23 protein-coding genes are annotated in these 17,840 nt (G+C 65.1%); 11 read left to right on the top strand and 12 right to left on the bottom strand.

Annotated features, from left to right (window positions below):
* Positions 1-87: 87 nt before the first annotated feature.
* Positions 88-1,164: a tRNA preQ1(34) S-adenosylmethionine ribosyltransferase-isomerase QueA gene (gene queA / locus FBZ93_RS00305; protein WP_146983998.1), complete on the top strand. Its 1,077-nt coding sequence runs from the start codon at positions 88-90 to the stop codon at positions 1,162-1,164.
* Positions 1,165-1,347: 183 nt separating this feature from the next.
* Here queA and FBZ93_RS00300 read toward each other — a convergent pair whose 3' ends face one another.
* The 4 genes from FBZ93_RS00300 to FBZ93_RS00285 form a co-directional block, all read right to left on the bottom strand.
* Positions 1,348-2,385 (bottom strand): aspartate-semialdehyde dehydrogenase, encoded by a 1,038-nt coding sequence (locus FBZ93_RS00300; RefSeq protein WP_146983997.1) that lies wholly within the window; start codon positions 2,383-2,385, stop codon positions 1,348-1,350.
* A 287-nt stretch (positions 2,386-2,672) separates the two neighbouring features.
* Complete coding sequence (locus tag FBZ93_RS00295) at positions 2,673-3,239, bottom strand: PepSY domain-containing protein (RefSeq protein WP_349643247.1); 567 nt, start codon at positions 3,237-3,239, stop codon at positions 2,673-2,675.
* A gap of 352 nt (positions 3,240-3,591) precedes the next feature.
* Positions 3,592-4,353: a TetR/AcrR family transcriptional regulator gene (locus FBZ93_RS00290; RefSeq protein ID WP_146983995.1), complete on the bottom strand. Its 762-nt coding sequence runs from the start codon at positions 4,351-4,353 to the stop codon at positions 3,592-3,594.
* Positions 4,354-4,449: 96 nt separating this feature from the next.
* Positions 4,450-5,565, bottom strand: coding sequence for a patatin-like phospholipase family protein (locus tag FBZ93_RS00285; RefSeq protein ID WP_146983994.1), 1,116 nt, complete (start codon positions 5,563-5,565; stop codon positions 4,450-4,452).
* A 267-nt stretch (positions 5,566-5,832) separates the two neighbouring features.
* On the opposite strand from FBZ93_RS00285, the gene tgt reads away from it, so the two are divergent.
* Complete coding sequence (tgt, locus tag FBZ93_RS00280; protein ID WP_146983993.1) at positions 5,833-6,966, top strand: tRNA guanosine(34) transglycosylase Tgt; 1,134 nt, start codon at positions 5,833-5,835, stop codon at positions 6,964-6,966.
* Between the two features lie 10 nt (positions 6,967-6,976).
* Here the strand turns inward: tgt and FBZ93_RS00275 are convergent, their stop codons facing one another.
* Positions 6,977-7,198: an inorganic pyrophosphatase gene (locus FBZ93_RS00275; RefSeq protein WP_021081277.1), complete on the bottom strand. Its 222-nt coding sequence runs from the start codon at positions 7,196-7,198 to the stop codon at positions 6,977-6,979.
* Between the two features lie 240 nt (positions 7,199-7,438).
* Between FBZ93_RS00275 and cysK the strand changes: the two genes are divergently transcribed.
* Together cysK and FBZ93_RS00265 are read left to right on the top strand one after the other, a co-directional pair.
* A complete protein-coding gene (cysK, locus tag FBZ93_RS00270; protein ID WP_146983992.1) occupies positions 7,439-8,413 on the top strand; it encodes a cysteine synthase A in 975 nt (324 codons plus the stop codon).
* A gap of 17 nt (positions 8,414-8,430) precedes the next feature.
* Complete coding sequence (locus tag FBZ93_RS00265; protein WP_146983991.1) at positions 8,431-8,670, top strand: BrnA antitoxin family protein; 240 nt, start codon at positions 8,431-8,433, stop codon at positions 8,668-8,670.
* 76 nt (positions 8,671-8,746) lie between these two features.
* On the opposite strand, the gene FBZ93_RS00260 is transcribed toward FBZ93_RS00265, so the two are convergent.
* On the bottom strand, positions 8,747-9,622 hold the full coding sequence (locus FBZ93_RS00260; RefSeq protein ID WP_146983990.1) for a DMT family transporter: 876 nt from the start codon (positions 9,620-9,622) through the stop codon (positions 8,747-8,749).
* 215 nt (positions 9,623-9,837) lie between these two features.
* Here FBZ93_RS00260 and FBZ93_RS00255 point away from each other — a divergent pair, with 215 nt between their 5' ends.
* The gene (locus tag FBZ93_RS00255) at positions 9,838-10,236 is read left to right on the top strand and encodes a RidA family protein (protein ID WP_146983989.1); all 399 of its coding nucleotides are present in this window, start codon (positions 9,838-9,840) and stop codon (positions 10,234-10,236) included.
* 91 nt (positions 10,237-10,327) lie between these two features.
* Here FBZ93_RS00255 and FBZ93_RS00250 read toward each other — a convergent pair whose 3' ends face one another.
* From FBZ93_RS00250 to FBZ93_RS40405, 6 genes are all read right to left on the bottom strand, one after another.
* Positions 10,328-10,705, bottom strand: a complete 378-nt coding sequence (locus tag FBZ93_RS00250; protein WP_146984685.1) for a hypothetical protein — start codon at positions 10,703-10,705, stop codon at positions 10,328-10,330.
* A 121-nt stretch (positions 10,706-10,826) separates the two neighbouring features.
* Positions 10,827-11,186, bottom strand: a complete 360-nt coding sequence (locus FBZ93_RS00245) for a hypothetical protein (protein WP_016846110.1) — start codon at positions 11,184-11,186, stop codon at positions 10,827-10,829.
* Positions 11,187-11,379: 193 nt separating this feature from the next.
* Positions 11,380-11,979, bottom strand: a complete 600-nt coding sequence (locus tag FBZ93_RS00240; RefSeq protein ID WP_146983988.1) for a formyltransferase family protein — start codon at positions 11,977-11,979, stop codon at positions 11,380-11,382.
* Between the two features lie 120 nt (positions 11,980-12,099).
* Positions 12,100-13,389, bottom strand: coding sequence for a hemolysin family protein (locus FBZ93_RS00235; protein ID WP_146983987.1), 1,290 nt, complete (start codon positions 13,387-13,389; stop codon positions 12,100-12,102).
* Between the two features lie 220 nt (positions 13,390-13,609).
* Positions 13,610-13,864, bottom strand: coding sequence for a hypothetical protein (locus FBZ93_RS00230; RefSeq protein ID WP_146983986.1), 255 nt, complete (start codon positions 13,862-13,864; stop codon positions 13,610-13,612).
* Between the two features lie 321 nt (positions 13,865-14,185).
* Positions 14,186-14,335 (bottom strand): hypothetical protein, encoded by a 150-nt coding sequence (locus tag FBZ93_RS40405; RefSeq protein WP_167528856.1) that lies wholly within the window; start codon positions 14,333-14,335, stop codon positions 14,186-14,188.
* Between the two features lie 253 nt (positions 14,336-14,588).
* Between FBZ93_RS40405 and FBZ93_RS00225 the strand changes: the two genes are divergently transcribed.
* The 6 genes from FBZ93_RS00225 to FBZ93_RS00205 all read left to right on the top strand — a co-directional run bounded on the left by FBZ93_RS00225 (position 14,589) and on the right by FBZ93_RS00205 (position 17,605).
* A complete protein-coding gene (locus FBZ93_RS00225; protein WP_050426568.1) occupies positions 14,589-14,780 on the top strand; it encodes a hypothetical protein in 192 nt (63 codons plus the stop codon).
* A 137-nt stretch (positions 14,781-14,917) separates the two neighbouring features.
* Positions 14,918-15,769 carry a 3-hydroxybutyryl-CoA dehydrogenase gene (locus FBZ93_RS00220; RefSeq protein ID WP_146983985.1) on the top strand — a complete coding sequence of 284 codons (852 nt, stop codon included), beginning with the start codon at positions 14,918-14,920 and terminating at the stop codon, positions 15,767-15,769.
* A gap of 302 nt (positions 15,770-16,071) precedes the next feature.
* A complete protein-coding gene (locus tag FBZ93_RS00215; RefSeq protein ID WP_167528855.1) occupies positions 16,072-16,332 on the top strand; it encodes a DUF3551 domain-containing protein in 261 nt (86 codons plus the stop codon).
* Positions 16,333-16,419: 87 nt separating this feature from the next.
* Positions 16,420-16,584 carry a hypothetical protein gene (locus tag FBZ93_RS40400; RefSeq protein ID WP_167528854.1) on the top strand — a complete coding sequence of 55 codons (165 nt, stop codon included), beginning with the start codon at positions 16,420-16,422 and terminating at the stop codon, positions 16,582-16,584.
* 33 nt (positions 16,585-16,617) lie between these two features.
* Positions 16,618-17,076: a hypothetical protein gene (locus tag FBZ93_RS00210; protein ID WP_146983984.1), complete on the top strand. Its 459-nt coding sequence runs from the start codon at positions 16,618-16,620 to the stop codon at positions 17,074-17,076.
* A gap of 334 nt (positions 17,077-17,410) precedes the next feature.
* The gene (locus FBZ93_RS00205; protein WP_208763940.1) at positions 17,411-17,605 is read left to right on the top strand and encodes a hypothetical protein; all 195 of its coding nucleotides are present in this window, start codon (positions 17,411-17,413) and stop codon (positions 17,603-17,605) included.
* Positions 17,606-17,840 lie beyond the last annotated feature (235 nt).

Below are 17,840 nucleotides of genomic sequence, written 5' to 3'. Positions count from 1 at the left end.
ACGCGAAGCGTGAACCCGGAATCTCGAGATTCCGGGTTCACGCTTCGCGTGCCCCGGAATGACGGCGTTGAAATAGCAATCACCGCCATGCGCACCGATCTCTTCGACTTCGAACTGCCGCCCGAGAGCATCGCGCTTCGCCCCGCGAACCCGCGCGATTCCGCGCGGATGCTGGTGGTGCATCCGGACGGCGTGCTGCGCGACGCCTCCGTTGCGGACTTGCCGCACTGGCTGGAGGCGGGCGATCAGATCGTCGTCAACGACACCAAGGTGATCGCAGCGCAGCTCAAGGGCCGCCGCATCGGGCGCGAGACCGAGCCGAAGATCGAGGCGACCTTGATCAAGCGGCTCGACGGCTCGCGCTGGCAGGCGCTGGTGAAGCCGGCGAAGAAGCTTAGCCCCGGCGACACCATCCGCTTCGGCAATGAGGGCAAGGTCTGCCTGCTCGGCAATCTCGATGCGGAGGTCGAAGCCAAAGGGCAGGAGGGCGAGGTGACGCTGTCGTTCTCGTTCCACGGCCCGGTGCTCGACCAGGCCATCGCCGATGTCGGCGCCACGCCGCTGCCGCCCTACATCGCCTCCAAGCGCACGCCCGACGACCGGGACGTCAGCGATTACCAGACCATGTTCGCCGCCAATGAGGGCGCGGTCGCAGCACCCACGGCGGGACTTCACTTCACGCCGGCGCTGGAGGCCACGCTGAAGGGCCGCGGCGTAGCGCTGCACCGTCTGACGCTGCATGTCGGGGCAGGGACGTTCCTGCCGGTCAAGACCGAGGAGACCTCGGAGCACAAGATGCATGCCGAATGGGGCTGCATCACCGCCGAGACCGCCGCGGCCTTGAATGCCGCCCGCGCAAGAGGCCGCCGGATCGTCGCGATCGGCACCACGTCACTGCGTCTGCTGGAAAGCGCAACGACACCCGACGGCGAGGTCCAGCCGTTTGCCGCGGAAACCTCGATCTTCATCACGCCGGGCTACCGCTTTCGTGCGGTCGATATCCTGCTGACCAATTTCCATCTGCCGCGCTCGACGCTGTTCATGCTGGTCTCGGCCTTCTCCGGCCTCGAGACGATGCAAGGCGCGTACGCGCACGCTGTCAGCAACGGCTACCGGTTCTATTCGTACGGCGATGCCTGCCTGTTGTTTCGCGCAAAGAGTTAGACCTGCAAGCACAGCCATTTCACCGTCACCCCCGCGCAATGGCGTAGCCATTGTCGCTGGAGGAGGCCGCGCAGCGGCCGTCTCGAAGGGCGGCGGCCCGACTAGGGCCGTCCATCCTTCGAGGCTCGCCCAGCGGCGCAAGTGCGCCGCAAGGCTCGCACCTCAGGATGACGGGTCTTGCATTCACGCCATCGCGCGTTCGGGCAGCAGCTCCACGATCTGCACCGCGTTCAGCGCGGCGCCCTTGAGCAGCTGATCGGCCGCGACGAACATCGAGATCGAGTGCCCCGAGGGATCGCTGAGATCCTTGCGGATGCGGCCGACCAGCACGTCGTCCTGGCCGGAGGCGTCGATCGGCATCGGGAAGTAGTTCTTGGCGCGATCGTCGACGATCTTGACGCCCGGCGCCTGCGCCATGATCGCGCGCACCTGGTCCTCGGTAATCGGCTTCTCGCATTCGAAAGTGATCGCCTCGCAATGCGCGCGCAGCACCGGCACCCGTACGCAGGTGACGCCGATCGCGATCTTCTCGTCCTCGAAGATCTTGCGGGTCTCCTTGATGACCTTGGTCTCTTCGTCGTTGTAGCCGGTCTCCGGATCGACCGCCGTGTTGTGGTTGAACAGGTTGAAGGCGTAGGGGTGCGGCATCACCTTCGGGGTATAGACCTGTCCGTTGAGATTGGCTCGGGTCGATTCGACGAGCTCCTCCATCGCGGCTGCTCCCGCGCCGCTCGCGGCCTGGTAGGTCGAGATGATCACGCGCTTGATGCGGTTCTTCTGGTGGATCGGCCACAGCGGCACCAGTGCGGTGATGGCGGCGCAGTTCGGGTTGGCGATGATGCCCTTGTGATCGCGGATGCGGTTGGCGTTGATCTCGGGGATCACCAGCGGCACGTTGGGATCCATCCGGAACGCCGAGGAGTTGTCGACCACGACGGCGCCGGACTTCACCGCCACCGGCGCGAACTTCTTCGAGATGCCGCTGCCGGCCGAGAACAGCGCGATGTCGACGCCCTCGAAGGCGCGCTCGGTCAGCTCCTCGATCACGACCGGCCGGCCGCGGAAGCTGACGGTCTTGCCGGCGGAGCGGGCGCTCGCCAGCGCCTTCAGCTTGCCGACGCGGAAGCCGCGCTTGTCCATGGTGGCGATGAATTCAGCGCCGACTGCGCCGGTGACGCCGACAATCGCGACGACGGGATCGTTACTCACTTTGTCCTCCATTCGAGTCTCGGTTGAGCATGATCTGATCGGAAAACCGGTTCCCACTTTTCCGGATCATGCTGTTGTGCTGCGGGCAATAAAAAAAGCCCCGGACCTTCATCAGGCGGGGCTTCGGGTAGAGATGATGCGGTACGACCGACTACGCGCGCACGCCTCCCGAGGCCCCGGAGGGCTTGGTGGTTTTGGTGGTGCGTTTGGTCGCGGTGATCATGGTGCGGACTTATGCGGGACGGATCGGCGTCCGTCAACGGCTTTTGGGCGAAAATCTGGCAGCGCCCATACGGCTCTCAGCGTCTCCGTGCGCCCGGCGGTTCGAGGATGACCTCTTTCAGATCGCTACCGGCGAGCACCACGATGACGAAATTGAGCTTGCCGCGCTCGCGCATCAGGCCGCCGCTGATCGCCTTGCCCGAGGTGGTGCGTTCGGCAACCCGCACCGCATCGGCGAGGCGATGGCGGAGCGCCCTGAGCACGGCGAGGTTGTCACGGTCTTCGGCACCAAGGGAGGCCAATGACGAAGGCGCCTCGCCACCGATCACTTCGCCGGTCGAGGCGTCAATCGAATGCTGCCAGATCCGGTCCCGCTGCATGGTCTTGACCCGGTAGATCGCGGGCTCCGTCGCACCGTCGAAGCTGACGTCGGCCGTGATCGCGCCGAAGTGCAGCGCCTCCGCGATCGCCATCGCCTTGCGCAGCGAGATCTGGGCGGCCTGGAAGCTGTCGAGTTCGCGGCGAACCGCATGCACGTCGAGCGCGTTGTCACTGTCCTGCGGGGTGAGCGCTGCGGCCTCCGAGCCCGTGACCGCATGGGCCGGCGACGCCAGGGGAAGGCTCAAGGGCAGGGCCAGCACCACGGTCGCAAGCAGCCACATTCCCAATGACCAGTGCCTCGATGCGCGCAATCGTCCTGTCCTCATCGTCGAACCTGTACCGAACCTGTGCACGCGCCCTACGCTGCTGAAAGGCCGGGCGGCGCCGAGAAGATGCGGCCGACCTCCGTTAGTCAGAAGTCGGCCGCCGAACGTTCAGACGAAGCGATGGCGGCTGCTCCGTCGTGACGGTCGAAGTTTACAAGGCGACGTAAAACCGTTGGGGGGCTGAACTAGGCTTCGCGTCTCTTTGCAACTAAACAATACGGTTTCGTTCTGTTTTGTTCAAGGCTCATCACGGCAACGTGTAAGGCGATGAAACGATCCTGCGAAAGTGTCAGCGCGCCGGCCGGCGGCGCGCCTTGGTGGCCTCCTTGGCCGTGTCGCGCAGCCGATCCCGTGGACCGACGGCACCGGCCAGGAACAGCCGGATCGAGACCTCCATCCGCGTCTCGGCCGCCTTCATGTCGATCGGAATCCCGAATGTCGCCATCCGGTGGGTGTGGCCGACCACCATGTTGAGGAAGGTCTCGGCCGCGATCGTGGTGTCCTCGAGATCGAGCACGCCCTTGTCGGCCAGATGGTCGAAGAAATCAGCGGTCGTGGACACCGCCTTCGACCAGCCTTCGTCGACCGCCAGCTTGGCGACCTCGGGGAAATTGATCGCCTGTGCGGTCAGGATCCGGCTGAAGGCGATGGAGTCCGCGCTGCAATTCAGCACCAACAGCTGGCGTCCGAGCTCGATCAGCCGTTCCTCGGCCGAGCCATCGCAGTTGCCGTCGCCCTGCGCTTCGGCTGCTGCGGCGGCGAGCGGGGCGAGCCAGCGCTCAATCTCGCGCCGGAGCACTGCCGTGAACAGGCCGCGCTTGTCGCCGTACTGGCCGTACACGGTGGGTTTGCTGACGCGGGCGGCCTCGGCCACCGCGTCGATCGACGTCGCATCGAAGCCGCGCTCGAGGAACAGGCGGGTGGCGACCTCGATCAGCCGCTGGTCGCGCTCGATCGCAGCGTCCCGGGTCGGCCGGCCGCCGCGTGACTTGATCACGCCGCGCTTGGCCGCCTTGTTGGCCGCCTTGGCCTTGGTAGCCGTCAATCCCATTTGCCCATTCATCTCGTTGTGCGTCGGACGGGTTCGTCCGGTCTATAACCCGCGCGATGCGGATTCGTCCATTCGGCGGTACCGGGGGCGGGCCGCTCAGGGCGGCGTCGCGGTCCAGGCCTGCCCGGCGGCGGCCTTGTCGTAGCCGTACTGGTAGAGCGCGCGCATATAGGCGGTGTCGAAGCCCTGGGTTTCCGCGGCCGGGTAGTCGCGCTCGATATAGGACAGATGGAAGCCAAGGCGGTTGCGCCGGGCGAAATCATAGGTCGAGAGAATGACGGAGCGGGTCTGCGCCTGCGTGATCGCGGAAATGCTGCGCGAGGCGACGTCGATCGTCGAGTTCGACACCAGCTCGAAATTGCCCTCGAGCTTCTTGTTGACGAGGATGTAGATGTTCATGCGGCCATTGGCGGGCCAGCCACGCTCGCGGAACATCAATGCGTCCGGCAGCGTCAGCACGGGCGCAGTCACGCCGCCGTCGACATGCATCTCCTGGAAGCGCCGGCCCTGGCCCTCGGCGTCGATCATGATCGGCGGAAACACCAGCGGGATCGAAGCGGAGGCGGCCATCACGTCGCGAAACAGCTGCAGCGCCTCGGGCGTGCCGACGGCGGCGATCCGTCCCATGTCCCAGATCACCGTGCGCTGGGTGTCGAGATCGGTGGTGACGATCAGGAGCTTTCGGCCTTTGGCGTTCTCGCGCGCCACCTCGCTCAGGATGTCCTCGCCGACGTAGCGCGCCACCAGCTCACGCAGCCGCTTGTTGCCGAACAGGCCGGAGCCGAACAGCACCCGCATCAGGCTCGGGTCCTGCAGCAGGCTCTCCGCGATGCCCGACGTGTAGACCTCCTTCAGCGTGTCGTCATAGCGCGAGCCGAGGAAGGCAAACGGCGCAATCAGGCCGCCGGTGCTGACGCCTGAGACGACCGAGAAGCTCGGCCGGTTGCCGGCCGCGGTCCAGCCGTTGAGCACACCCACCCCATAGGCGCCGTCGGCGCCGCCGCCGGAGAGGGCGAGATAGGTCTTGATTGGGGCGAGGTTGTCCTTCTCGAGCTTGAATTTGGACGCCGGCTCGTCGGCATAGCGGCGCAGCCCGTCGAGATCGAGCACCCGCGAATTGACGGCGTCGGCAGCCGTGTAAGGCGTCCGCGGCAGCGAGCTGCAGGCTGCAAGGGTGAACGCGAGCCCGCACAGCAGGGCCGCTTGCCGCATCGCATGGGCGACTATCGTCCGATGGCGGACGCCGTCAGGCCGGGCGCTGAAAAGGGAGAACATCTCGGTCGGGTTTCGCGCGGATTGCAGTCGCGGCGGGGAGGTCCGTCGCCTTATTGTTGACATAAAACGATACGGTTTCGTTTTGTTTAACGGAGGTTCCGATGCAGGGCAAGCGTCCGTTTGTCGGTTCGCGTTCACGAAGTCGCGCGGAAGCCGTTATCGGACGGGTTGATCGGGCTTCGGTGACACGCAATAAGCAGCCGCATGAATCTTCCCAATCATTTCGAGCTGCTGGCAACTGACGGCGCCGCCCGCACCGGGCGCCTGACCACGCCGCATGGTCTCGTCCGGACGCCCGCCTTTATGCCGGTCGGCACCGCGGGCGCAATGAAGGGCATGCATTGGCGCGAGGTGCGCGATGCCGGCGCCGACATCGTGCTCGGCAATACCTATCACCTGATGCTGCGGCCGGGCGCCGAGCGGATCGCGAGGCTCGGCGGGTTGCAGCGCTTCACCGGCTGGGGCGGCCCGATGCTGACGGATTCCGGCGGCTTCCAGGTGATGTCGCTGTCGGAGCTGCGAAAGGTGACCGAGAAGGCCGTGACCTTCCGCTCGCATATCGACGGCGCCAAGGTCGAGCTCTCGCCGGAGCGCTCGATCGAGGTGCAGCGGCTGCTCGGCTCCGACATCGCGATGCAGATGGACGAGTGCGTGCGGCTGCCGGCCGAGCGCGCCGACATCGAGCGTGCGATGCAGCTCTCGCTGCGCTGGGCCGAACGATCCAAGCGCGCCTTCGAGAGCGCATCCGACGGCTACATGCTGTTCGGCATCGTGCAGGGCGGCGATATCCCCGATCTCCGTCACGCCAGCGCGCGCTCCCTGACCGACATCGGCTTTCACGGCTACGCGATCGGCGGGCTGGCCGTCGGCGAGCCGCAGGCGGTGATGCTGTCGATGATCGAGGAGACCGCGCCGGCGCTCCCCGTCGATCGGCCGCGCTATCTGATGGGCGTCGGCACGCCGGAGGACATTCTGGAGGCGGTGGCGCGCGGCGTCGACATGTTCGATTGTGTGATGCCGACACGGAACGGGCGTCACGGCATGGCGTTCACCCGGTTCGGGCAGATCAATTTGCGCAACGCCCGTCACATCGACGATCCGCGTCCGCTCGATGAAGAGAGTTTGTGGCCGGCGGCACGCGACTATTCGCGTGCCTATCTGCACCATCTGGTGCGAGCAGGCGAAACGCTTGGGGCAATGCTGCTGTCCGAAATCAACGTCGCCTATTACCAGGAGCTGATGCAGGGCATCCGCGCAGCGGTGGCGAGCGGCACGTTCGAGGACTTCAGAACGAAAACGCGCGCCGGGTGGGCGCGCGGTGACATCGCTCCAATGTGAGCTAATGTGATCAGTTGCACACGATCGGGATCGGTTTCACCGAGTGCTTGGTCACGAACCCGTAACCACAATTGTCGCAGGTCCAGAGATAGCTGATCAGATTGTCGAACAGGTACGCGGACGCTTCGGCCGCGACCATTGAGTCAGCACACACCGGACACGTCGGCAAATCGCTGCCGCGCGGATCGGGCCTGGACGCCACGGTCGACCGAACTTCAGCAAGTGCTGGCATGTGCGCCTCCCTTTGCGTTCTGAGCTGCACCTGACGAAAGTATATAAACCCATTTGTTTGACCTTGTCGCAACACAAATGCGTAGCTTTTACGTTATTTGTGCGGGTTCTGATTTTTGCGATGCAGCGAAGGTGCAACGAATGTGCGTCGCAGCGGTTTCTCACTTGCGCGTCATGACGCGCTGCTCCAAATGAGAGAAGACCGCATATTTCCAGCATATCCCGCAACAGGAGCCGCCTGATGGACGCGCCGTCGACAACGAGTGCAGTGCAACCCGGACGCGGCCGCGTCTTTGACTCGATCGTCGATGCGATCGGCTCGACGCCGATCGTGCGGCTGCAGCGACTGCCGCAGGCGAACGGCGTCAACGCGACGATCCTCGCCAAGCTGGAATACTTCAACCCGGCGGCCAGCGTGAAGGATCGCATCGGCGCGGCGATGATCGTGGCGATGGAAAAGGCCGGCATCATCAACGCCGACACCGTGCTGATCGAGCCGACCTCGGGCAACACCGGAATTGCGCTGGCCTATGTCGCGGCATCGCGCGGTTACCGGTTGAAGCTCGTGATGCCGGAGTCGATGTCGATCGAGCGGCGGCGGATGCTGGCCTTCCTCGGGGCGGAGATCGTGCTCACCCCGGCGGCGCAGGGCATGAAGGGCTCGATCGCGACCGCCGAAGAACTCGTGCGCACGACGCCCAACGCGGTCATGCCGCAGCAGTTCAAGAACCTCGCCAATCCGGAAATCCATCGCCGCACCACCGCGGAGGAGATCTGGAACGACACCGACGGCAACATCGATTACTTCGTCGCCGGCGTCGGTACCGGCGGCACCATCACCGGCGTCGGGCAGGTGCTGAAGCCGCGCAAGCCGTCGTTGCGGATCGTCGCCGTGGAGCCGGAGGAGAGCCCGGTGCTGTCGGGCGGTCAACACACGCCGCACAAGATCCAGGGCATCGGGGCTGGCTTCATTCCCGACATCCTCGACCGCTCCGTGATCGACGAGATCGTCAAGGTCAACAGCGCGACTGCGATCGAGACCGCGCGCGCGCTGGCGCGCAACGAAGGTATCCCCGGTGGCATTTCGTCGGGGGCGGCGATCGCGGCCGCCTTGCAGATCGGCAAGCGGCCGGAAGCTGCGGGCAAGACCATCCTGGCGATTGTGCCGTCATTCTCGGAGCGCTATCTCTCCACAGTGTTGTTTGAAGGAATCTGAGACACAGGATCCAAGACATGGCCGATCAGCCGAGGCGCCCGCGAACCCTGAACGATGCCCGTAGCGAAGCCGAGGCGGCGTTCAAACGCGCCACCACCAAGGTCGCTGACGCGGTGCCAAAGACCGTGGCCGTCCCCGGCGTCCGGGAGCAGGTCACGCTGCGGATTGATCAGGACGTGCTGGAGTACTTCCAGCAAGGCGGTCCCGGCTGGCAGGACCGCATCAACGCGGCGCTGCGCAAGGCCGCCGGCAAGTAACGCGCGTCGCAGGCAAAGGAGCCGGGATGATCCCGGGCTTCTTGCTCTGGTGGAGCGGCGGCGTTGCAGGCGGCGGTCATCTTGCGCGCGCGGGTCTTGTTGCGCCGGGTTTCAGGTTCAGCAGATTGCCGGCCAGGATCATGGCCGCGCCGAGGACTGTATAGGCGTCGAGCCGCTCGGCATAAATCAGCCACCCGGCGATCGCGGTGAGCGGGACGCGGACGAAATCCATCGGGATCACCACGGTCGCGTCGGCGTGGAGCAAAGCGCGCGCCATGCAGTAATGCGAGAACGTGCCGCAGAATGCGATCACGGCGAGCCAGCCCCAGGTGGAGAGCGACGGCCAGGTCCAGACATAGAGCGCGGGCCCGATGCTGGCGAGCGACTGCACCACCAGCATCCAGAACATGATCGTCAGCGTCTGCTCGGTCCGCGTCAGCGACTTGACCACCGCGACCGAGATGCCGAAGCCGACGGCTGCCGCGAGCGCGATCAACTGGCCCGGATTGATCGCACCGGTCGCCGGCCGGACGATCACGATCACACCGATCACGCCCAGCACGATCGCGACGACCTTCCAGGATGTCATCCGTTCGCCGAGGAAGCTCGCCGCAAGGATCGCGGTCCAGATCGGCATCGTGAATTCGATCGCGACCACCTGGCCGATCGGGATCAAGGTCAGCGCATAGAACCAGCCGAGCTGCGCGCAGAAATGGATCAGGTTGCGCGCGATGTGGACGTGGACGCGCGCGGTCTTCACGATCGCAAGCCCGCCATTGATGTGGATCAGCGGATACAGCATCACGAAGCCGAGCACGCCGCGCACGGCCATCAGCTGGAAGACGTTGACCTCGCGCGTTGCCTCGCGGCCGGCCACCGCCACGATCAGCATCAGCGCGAGCCAACCTGACATCCATAGCGCTGCGCGGGTCTTTGAGGGCGTGCGATTCATGACGGGGAACAAGGTGAGAAAGGACGCCCGGTATCAGCGAGCTGATACGAATTTGCAACGCGCAAATCTGCCGACGTGGTGATGCGCCGGACGCGCGATCGATGCTAAGCATCGACAGTCATTCCGGGGCGCGAAGCGAACCCGGAATCTCGAGATTCCGGGTTCGATGCTGACGCATCGCCCCGGAATGACAATCACATCAGGAGGATCAGCTCATGCGTGTTTTGCAACCGGCCGAGTGGTCGAAACCCCGCGGCTTCTCGCACGGTGTCGCATTCGACGCTCCCGGCAAATGGATCGTGCTGGCGGGGCAGACCGGCGGCGACGAGAAGGGCGAGTATGTGCCCGACATGGCAGCGCAGGTCGGCACCGCGCTGAAGCGGATCGTCAAGCTCCTGCACGAAGCCGGTGCCGGTCCCGAGCACATCGTCCGCCTGACCTGGTACCTGACCAGCCGCAGCGAATACGAGGCCGCGGGCGCCGGTATCGGCGCGGCCTGGAAGGAGACGCTCGGGCGCAATTTCCCGCCGTCCACACTGCTCTATATCGACGGGCTGGTCGATCAGCGCGCCAAGGTCGAGATCGAGGTCACGGCGTTCGTGCCTGCCGCATAGCGCCATTGGGGCGTCGGCGATCACCGCCACGCAGCCGACGAAAAAGCCCTCGGGGATGACCCGAGGGCTTTTTCGCTAGCGTATCGATGGATTACTTGCTCAGCGTGATGCTGGCGCCGCGGAACTGGCTGTCGGCCCTGATCGTGACGGACTGCTTGTTGCCGGCGGTGCGCATCGCAATGTCGGCGTTGAAGCCGGGGGCGCTGGCAACGACCTGGAAGTTGCCGCCGCCGCCGCGACCTCGCAGGTCGCCGCTGACATTGCGGCTCGCCTCACTCCAATTGCCGCTGACCGCGCTGCCTTCCGCCTGCACGTCGGCCGCCAGGTTGAACTTGTAGGCGTCGCTGGCGCAGGTCAGGTTCATGGTCATCCTGGGCCCGCCGACGTGATAGGTCGCGCGGCAGCGAATCCGTTCGCTGGATCCGTCGTCCAGGGTGACCGAACCGGCGCCGGACCAGGTGCCCGCCATGCCGGCGAATGGGCCGGACTGGGCATGGCCCGCGCTGCTCGCGAGCGCAGTCACGAAAAACGCGGCGGCTGCAAATGCTGGCCGCCGCGCGATGGCGAAGAAACGCGATACGCTGGTGATCTTACTGACGGGACGCTTCCCATCGGCCGCTGCACGGTACGCCAGCTGATGCCCCATTCCACTTCCCCGATCCGGAGTTGCCACTGAGTTGTCCGTTCGCATATGCACCATTGATCGAGACTCGCACAAGACCCCCGCTGCCGACGGTGCCGGAGATGGCCGCGCCCTGCGCCGAGATCTTTCCTTCAGCGACGGTGACGGTCGAGCTCTGCGACGGCTCGCAGCTGCCGGTCTTGGTGACCACAGTGACGTTCCAAAGGCCGTCATAAGGCTGCTGGGCGGAGGCGGGAGCTGCGGTGAGTGCGGCAGCCGAAGCGACCGAAGTGACCAAAATCAGGTCGCGAATGCGGATCGAACGCATGAATCAAATCCCTGTCATTTCGTGTGATGACGCGGCTTATCCTGTCACAATGTGTTCAAAATTTGCTGCGCCGCGAGAGTCCCCAAATGTTCCTGTGAACTCAAACACATCATGGTGAATTCGGTTCCGGGCAGGGAACGAAGAATCTGATCCCCGGCTGTTGGGCTTCGGTAATTTGATACCGAAGTCTGGATTAGTGCTTGCCCGGGCTCAGATTGGGCGCCTTGGTCGCAAACTGCTCGTCCTGCGGCTTGGCCGGCAACGCGCCGTTGACCTTGCCGTAGTCGATGACCTCGCCGAGCAGGCGCAGGCCGAGCGGCGCCAGCGCGCGCTCCCACAATTCGCGGGCGGTCTCGCCCTTCTTGACGAACACCCAGTCCTGCGCGGCGATCGCGCCGGCGTCCATGCGATCGGCGAGGTGATAGATGCTGCCGCCGGCGATCGGATCGCCTTCCTTGATGGTCCATTCCACCGCTGCGATGCCGCGGTGGCGGGGCAGCAGCGACGGGTGGTAGCCGATGCCGCCAAACTTGGACGCGGCAAGTGCCTCCTTGCTGACGCGGGCATGGCTGTGGGCGGTCACGATCAGGTCGGTGCCGGGTGCGATCTCGTCCGCCGTCACCAGCTTGGGATCGGCCTGGACGACGACGTCGATGCCGGCAGCCCTTGCCGCTGCCGCCAGCCGGTCCTCGCCGTCATGGACGACCACCCTGACCAGCGTGACGTGGTGCTCGCGCAGCATGTTCAGGGTCGTCACGCCGAAATGGCGGGAACCGACAAGGGTAATGCGCATGGGGATCTATTCCGTGAGGTTTACTCGGAGGGATTTCAGCGGCCGTTATGCGGATAGCACACAGCGGCCGCCTGTTTCGCTGTCCTGCCCGTTATCAACAGGACGGCCGGGTGGCAAATGTCAGGCCGCCGGCGGCTTGCTCGCCAAAACCTTGTCGATGCGCCGGCCGTCGAGGTCGACGATCTCGAACTCCCAGCCCTGCGCGGCGGTCTTCGCGCCGGTATCTGGGATCGCGCCGAACGCATGCAGCAGGAAGCCGGCCGCGGTCTGGTAGGGGCGCGGCGAGGGCAGCGCGATGCCGAGCAGTTCGCTGAACTCGAGCGCCGGCATCCAGCCCGAGATCAGATAGGAGCCGTCGTCGCGCCTGACATAGGCGGGCTCGGCCGGGCCTTCCTCGGTATGGAAGGCGCCGACGATGGCTTCGAGGATGTCGGCGCTGGTCACGACGCCCTGGAACGTGCCGTACTCGTCGTGCACGAGGCCGATATGCACCGCGGAGTCGCGCAGGATCGCGACCACGTCGCGGGCGTCGACGGTCTCGGGAATGATCGGCGCATCACGCGTCAGCGCGCGGATGTCGGGCGTCTGGCCGGCGAGGTAGACGTCGAGCACGTCCTTGGCCTGCACGATGCCGAGCGCATGATCGCGGTTGCCGTCGAACACCACGCAGCGCGAGTGATTGCTCTTTTGCAGCGTCGCCAGGATCTCGGGCGCGGGGGCGGCGAGATCGATCAGACTGACCTCGTGGCGCGGCGTCATCACGGCGCCGACCGGAAGATCGCCGAGCCGCATCACGCCGGCGATCATCTCCTTTTCGCCGGGCTCGAGCACGCCGGCGTTCTCGGCCTCCACCACCAGCGTCTTGATCTCGTCCTCGCTGACGCGATCCTGCGCATCCTCGCGATGACCGAGGACCCACAGCAAGAGCTTGCCGGACCGGTCGAGCAGCCACACCAGCGGCAGCGACAGCCGCGCCATCATGGTCATCGCAGGGGCGACCCGCACGGCGACGGACTCCGGGTCGCGCAGCGCGATCTGCTTCGGCACCAGTTCGCCGACGATCAGCGAAGCATAGGTGATCACGCCGACGACGATGCCGACACCGGCTGCATCGGCGACGTTTGCGGACAGCCCGAGCTCGAACAGCCATTGCGAGAGCCGCTGGCCGAGCGTGGCACCCGAAAACGCGCCCGACAGCACGCCGATCAGCGTGATGCCGATCTGCACGGTGGAGAGGAATTTTCCAGGATCGGAGGCCAGCGCCAGCGCGCGGCGTGATCCGCTGACGCCGCGTTCGACCAGCGCCGCAAGCCGCGCCGGACGGGAGGAGACGATCGCAAGCTCCGACATCGACAACAGGCCGTTGACGACGATCAAGACCGCCACGATCGCAAGTTCCAGATATAACACGGGAGTCCCTAAGCTTTGGCGGCGTTGGCCGCTTGACGACGCCCTATATAGGCATACCGGCGCGGCTTTGCTGTGCCTCGTCGGGCGTCGCTGCACAAGCAGAGGGTGCGTATGGCGCGCATGCAGCAGGAGATCGCGGCATTTTGGCGCGCAGGGGCTTGTGACACGGCCTGTGGCCGCCGTGAATGCCGGCAAGCTCCAGCTTCGCGCGAGAACGCTTCTAGGCGAGGATCCGCAGCTCAGGCTTGGCGAATATCTTACCCGATGCCGCGGGCTGACTCAGCATTTGCTTGGACGCGGCCTGCAGCTGCATGCGCAGATCGGCGTTGCACTGCTTCATCTGGTTGCGCAGTTCGCGCCGGGAGAATGCGGTGAGCGAGGGGTCCGCAAGCTGCTGCCAGGCGTTGCGGAGCCATTCCTGCAGCTCGCGAATGTTCTGATCCAAAAGCTTCTGATCCACGCCGGGCTGGGTCATGCAGCCAAATCCCACGAAGTGATCAGTTGCAAAGTAACGCTGATTCGCGTCGCTTCACCTAGCGCTATGTTGCTTCGGCGCGGGTACGACGGGGGAGATCGGATGCGGCAGGCGCGCGACCGCTTGCGTCGGCGGGCGTCGCACGCGTCGGTGCACAGCAATCCAGCGCGATCAGGTGCGAGGCCGCCGATCGGCTTCGCACGTCATGGCGATCGGTCCGGCCGGCGAGCCGGAGAGCAACGATCCCGCTTCCGCCGGGGTGGCCGCGGCGATCGAGAAATCGGATGGGCGGCGGAGGCTCACCTGCCGCCCGCAAGCGGCCTAGCGAGGCTGGTTGCCTTCGGGCTTGCCTTCACGCGGAAGCTTGATCGGGACGTGCGGCGAAGTGCTCACCACGCGCGGGGCTCCGTCGGAATGGGTCTGACCGTTGAGCAATGTCTCGAGAACCAAAAAGAACTTTTCAGAAAGCATGGGCGTAGCCCTCGTCGTCTAATGTCCTTATGTCGCGGCGCGCCGCGGAAAATTCGATCAACTAAATGCGAGTCGCACCGCTATGGCGATGCTGCGGCGCAGGGTCTTCAATCCGCAATCCGGACGATACCGGTGCCGGCGCCGTCAACGCACCAAGGCTTGCGCGAAATAGTTGCCAAGTTCCTAACGATTGCCGGCGCAGCTCGTGATGGCACTCACCGTTCCTTCAAGGATGCACGTTAACGATCGGGGTATGGATCGTGACCAGGACATCGACGAGGGATTCGGATCGGCACTTCGCCGCAACTACGGGCGACTGGCCTGGTGGATCGTGCGGCTCAATCGCGTGTTTGAGCCGTCGCGGATGGCCGATCCGCCGCGGACCGAGCTGCCGTCGCGCACCGCCGTTCCGCCACGGCGGCCGCTGCCCCCACGCCCCGAATAAACCTCACCAGGATACCGTCGCGTCCTGTATCGGCCACCCGGCCGGACTGCTATTCCTGCGCCATCCGCGGACCCCACGGGTCCGCCGTGTTTGAGGATGCGGCCGTGCGGCCGCGCTAGCTGCGAGGAACGAACGCAATGATTGAGACGGTTGGCATTATCGGCGCCGGGACCATGGGCAACGGCATCGCGCAGATTTGCGCGGCCGCAGGACTGAACGTGACCATGGTGGATATCTCGGACGCGGCGGTGCAACGCGGCCTGAAGACGGTCGGGAGCAGCCTCGAGCGCCTGGTCTCCAAGGAGAAGATGACCGCCGCCGATCGCGACGCGACGCTCGCGCGGATCACCGCGACCACCGACAAGTCCAAGCTTGCCGCCTGCGATCTCGTGATCGAAGCAGCGACCGAGAACGAGGAGCTCAAGGTCAAGATCCTGAGGGATCTCTGCGCCGGGCTGAAGCCGAGCGCTCTGGTCGCGACCAACACCTCGTCGATCTCGATCACCCGCCTCGCGGCCTCGACTGATCGTCCCGACCGCTTCATCGGGATGCACTTCTTCAATCCGGTCCCGGTGATGGCGCTGCTCGAACTGATCCGCGGACTGCAGACTTCGGACGACACGGTCGCCAAGGCCGAAGCGTTCGCCAAGCGCGTCGGCAAGGTCGCGATCACCGCGAAGAACAGCCCGGGCTTCGCCGTGAACCGCATCCTGTGCCCGATGATCAACGAGGCGATCTTCGCGCTGCAGGAAGGCATTGCGACCGCGGAGGAGATCGATGCCGGCATGAAGCTCGGCTGCAACCATCCAATCGGACCGCTCGCGCTCGCCGACCTGATCGGGCTCGACACCATGCTGTCGGTGATGGAGGTGTTCTACACCGGCTTCAACGATCCCAAATATCGGCCGGCGCCGCTGCTGAAGGAGATGGTCGATGCCGGCCATCTCGGCCGCAAGACCGGGCAGGGGTTCTACAGCTACAGCAAGTGACCTCCGCGCGCGGCCGATCCCCGTAGTCATCCGGGATGGATCGCGCGCGCAAGCTCGCGTAACCACAACACCTGATCCGCCACGAGGCGGGGGACATCAGACACGAGGCCCGGTCTCCTAGGCACACCGGGCCTCGTGTTTTTTTTGTATGGTCCGGATCCCCATCCGGGGCGCCTTTGTCCCCCGATGCGCGCCGTCGCGTCCGGGTCACAGCTTCTTGAGGCCGTGAGCAGAAACCTCGCAGATCTCGCCGGCGTACCTACATCGATGGCTGGGTGCCGATCGACGAAGGAAGCAGGATCATGCGCAGGACGAGTTGGGCGATTGTCGCGTTCGCGGCGCTCGGGATGAGCTGGATTGCCGGCTCCGTGCAGCCGGCGGCGGCCGATCCCTACGATTATCCCTGGTGCATCCAGGGCCGGGACGAGGGATATCCCGGCTATTGCGGCTACCAGACCTACGAGCAGTGCCAGGCGTCGGCGTCAGGCCGCGATGCCTATTGCGGCATCAATCCGCGCGTTGCGTTCAGCCAGCAGCGGATAGCGCCGCGGGCGCCCCGGTAAGCGCCGCGCGCATGTCGGCCGGGCAGCCATCAGGCACGATGGTTGCATCGCCGATGGTCGAATAATTCCCCCTGCGTTGGAGAGCACATGGGCGAGATCATCAGGTTCATCTCGAAGTCGGAACTGGAGCGCGCGCGTCTGATCCGCGAGGCCCGGGCCAATTACGAGCGCATCTTTCCATCGGCCGATCCGGCTGATCCGCAAGGCGCCGCGATCGAGGGCGACGGCGGCGAGGCGACGGCAAAGCCGTAGCCGCATGGCCCCGGGGACAAGGCGGACGCCGTGATGTGGAAACGGTTGTGGCAGACCTGGACGATCGACAAGCCAGCCGCGCTTGGCGACTGGCTGTGGCAGGTTCTGGTCGTCGAGCTCGCCGCCTTGCTGGATCGGCTGACACTCCGGAAGCTGATTGCACTGATCCCGGTCGTCATCCTGATCGTCGCCTATCTGCACCGGATTCCGCTTCCTCCCGAATTGATGCTGGTCGGCGATGTGCTGGCCTATATCGACGTCTTCTCGATGATCTTCCTGATCGGCTTGTTCACACGCGTCACGACCGTGATGGCCGTCGTCAGGCAGGCCATCGCGTTCGTTCGCGACATCGCGGCGCGGGTGCCGGCGGCGCTGCACCGGTTTGACATGCGCCATGGTCGCGCAACGGACAGCGCGCGCCGCAGGCGCCTCACGCGTGCCGGGAATGACGACGATGACGGCGCCGTCGTCGCAGACCTGGCCTGGGCTTAGGCGGTGTGGCGATGAGAAACGCGATTGCGCCGCGCCGCTGCCATCCTCGCGAAGATGCCCCTGCACTCCGGTCGAGAGTTGCTGCGTCCGAAACAAGACTCACGCATACTGAAGCGATCGGGTGCCTGAAGCGATCGGGTGCGCTTGTCGATCAGCCCGGCGCGCACTCGCGCCCGGCGCGCATCCGCGCTGGTCACGGAGCGGTGATTATCAAATCATGCGTCCAGCAACACTCCGACCAGATAGTCCGGCGTTCGCAACAATCTTGCCAAACTTTCACTAGGCCGTTGGCGCAGTGAGTTCAAAAATGCTGAACGGAATCGGACGAATCGCAATGACCGAACTTGAGGAGCTTCGATACTTCGAGCACCAGTGCCTGGAGATGGCCAAGCAGTCGACACTGCCGGATGCTCGACATGCGCTCCAGATCCTCGCCCGCAACTACGCCACGGCGGCCGAAATGCTCGAACGGCGCGCGCAATCCGCCAACACGGCGCTCGCCCAATTGTTTCGATGCCTGAAGCTGTGAGCCGCGACGGCCCCTACGGCCGACGTAGATCAAGGCAGGCTCGGCTACCGACACCCTACAATGCCTCAGCGCGTCAAAGACGAAGGACTCCCTCGCTTCGACACGCGGCCAAATGAAAAGGGCCGCGTCACGCCACGGCCCCGACCGGCAAATCTGGAAACTGCGAACTGGATGGAACGAGTCTCGGTTCCGGGCTGGTAGCGCGGTTTGCGACCAAAGCGGAATCCGTGACCGC

Source organism: Bradyrhizobium macuxiense (assembly GCF_007993935.1).
GTDB classification, from domain to species: domain Bacteria; phylum Pseudomonadota; class Alphaproteobacteria; order Rhizobiales; family Xanthobacteraceae; genus Bradyrhizobium; species Bradyrhizobium macuxiense_A.
This window is presented reverse-complemented; position numbering and strand designations above follow the sequence as displayed.

Excerpts from the sequence above, each read along its gene's own strand:
- queA (WP_146983998.1), top strand. The coding sequence starts at position 88 with ATGCGCACCGATCTCTTCGACTTCGAACTGCCGCCCGAGAGCATCGCG.
- FBZ93_RS00255 (WP_146983989.1), top strand. The coding sequence starts at position 9,838 with ATGCGTGTTTTGCAACCGGCCGAGTGGTCGAAACCCCGCGGCTTCTCG.
- FBZ93_RS00215 (WP_167528855.1), top strand. The coding sequence starts at position 16,072 with ATGCGCAGGACGAGTTGGGCGATTGTCGCGTTCGCGGCGCTCGGGATG.
- FBZ93_RS00260 (WP_146983990.1), bottom strand. The coding sequence starts at position 9,622 with ATGAATCGCACGCCCTCAAAGACCCGCGCAGCGCTATGGATGTCAGGT.
- FBZ93_RS00250 (WP_146984685.1), bottom strand. The coding sequence starts at position 10,705 with ATGGCGGGCACCTGGTCCGGCGCCGGTTCGGTCACCCTGGACGACGGA.
- FBZ93_RS00240 (WP_146983988.1), bottom strand. The coding sequence starts at position 11,979 with ATGCGCATTACCCTTGTCGGTTCCCGCCATTTCGGCGTGACGACCCTG.
- FBZ93_RS40405 (WP_167528856.1), bottom strand. The coding sequence starts at position 14,335 with ATGCTTTCTGAAAAGTTCTTTTTGGTTCTCGAGACATTGCTCAACGGT.
- FBZ93_RS00230 (WP_146983986.1), bottom strand. The coding sequence starts at position 13,864 with ATGACCCAGCCCGGCGTGGATCAGAAGCTTTTGGATCAGAACATTCGC.
- tgt (WP_146983993.1), top strand. The coding sequence starts at position 5,833 with ATGAATCTTCCCAATCATTTCGAGCTGCTGGCAACTGACGGCGCCGCC.
- FBZ93_RS40400 (WP_167528854.1), top strand. The coding sequence starts at position 16,420 with ATGGGCGAGATCATCAGGTTCATCTCGAAGTCGGAACTGGAGCGCGCG.
- FBZ93_RS00220 (WP_146983985.1), top strand. The coding sequence starts at position 14,918 with ATGATTGAGACGGTTGGCATTATCGGCGCCGGGACCATGGGCAACGGC.
- FBZ93_RS00210 (WP_146983984.1), top strand. The coding sequence starts at position 16,618 with ATGTGGAAACGGTTGTGGCAGACCTGGACGATCGACAAGCCAGCCGCG.
- FBZ93_RS00275 (WP_021081277.1), bottom strand. The coding sequence starts at position 7,198 with ATGCCAGCACTTGCTGAAGTTCGGTCGACCGTGGCGTCCAGGCCCGAT.
- FBZ93_RS00265 (WP_146983991.1), top strand. The coding sequence starts at position 8,431 with ATGGCCGATCAGCCGAGGCGCCCGCGAACCCTGAACGATGCCCGTAGC.
- FBZ93_RS00300 (WP_146983997.1), bottom strand. The coding sequence starts at position 2,385 with ATGGAGGACAAAGTGAGTAACGATCCCGTCGTCGCGATTGTCGGCGTC.
- FBZ93_RS00225 (WP_050426568.1), top strand. The coding sequence starts at position 14,589 with ATGGATCGTGACCAGGACATCGACGAGGGATTCGGATCGGCACTTCGC.
- FBZ93_RS00205 (WP_208763940.1), top strand. The coding sequence starts at position 17,411 with ATGACCGAACTTGAGGAGCTTCGATACTTCGAGCACCAGTGCCTGGAG.
- cysK (WP_146983992.1), top strand. The coding sequence starts at position 7,439 with ATGGACGCGCCGTCGACAACGAGTGCAGTGCAACCCGGACGCGGCCGC.
- FBZ93_RS00290 (WP_146983995.1), bottom strand. The coding sequence starts at position 4,353 with ATGGGATTGACGGCTACCAAGGCCAAGGCGGCCAACAAGGCGGCCAAG.
- FBZ93_RS00245 (WP_016846110.1), bottom strand. The coding sequence starts at position 11,186 with ATGCGTTCGATCCGCATTCGCGACCTGATTTTGGTCACTTCGGTCGCT.
- FBZ93_RS00285 (WP_146983994.1), bottom strand. The coding sequence starts at position 5,565 with ATGCGGCAAGCGGCCCTGCTGTGCGGGCTCGCGTTCACCCTTGCAGCC.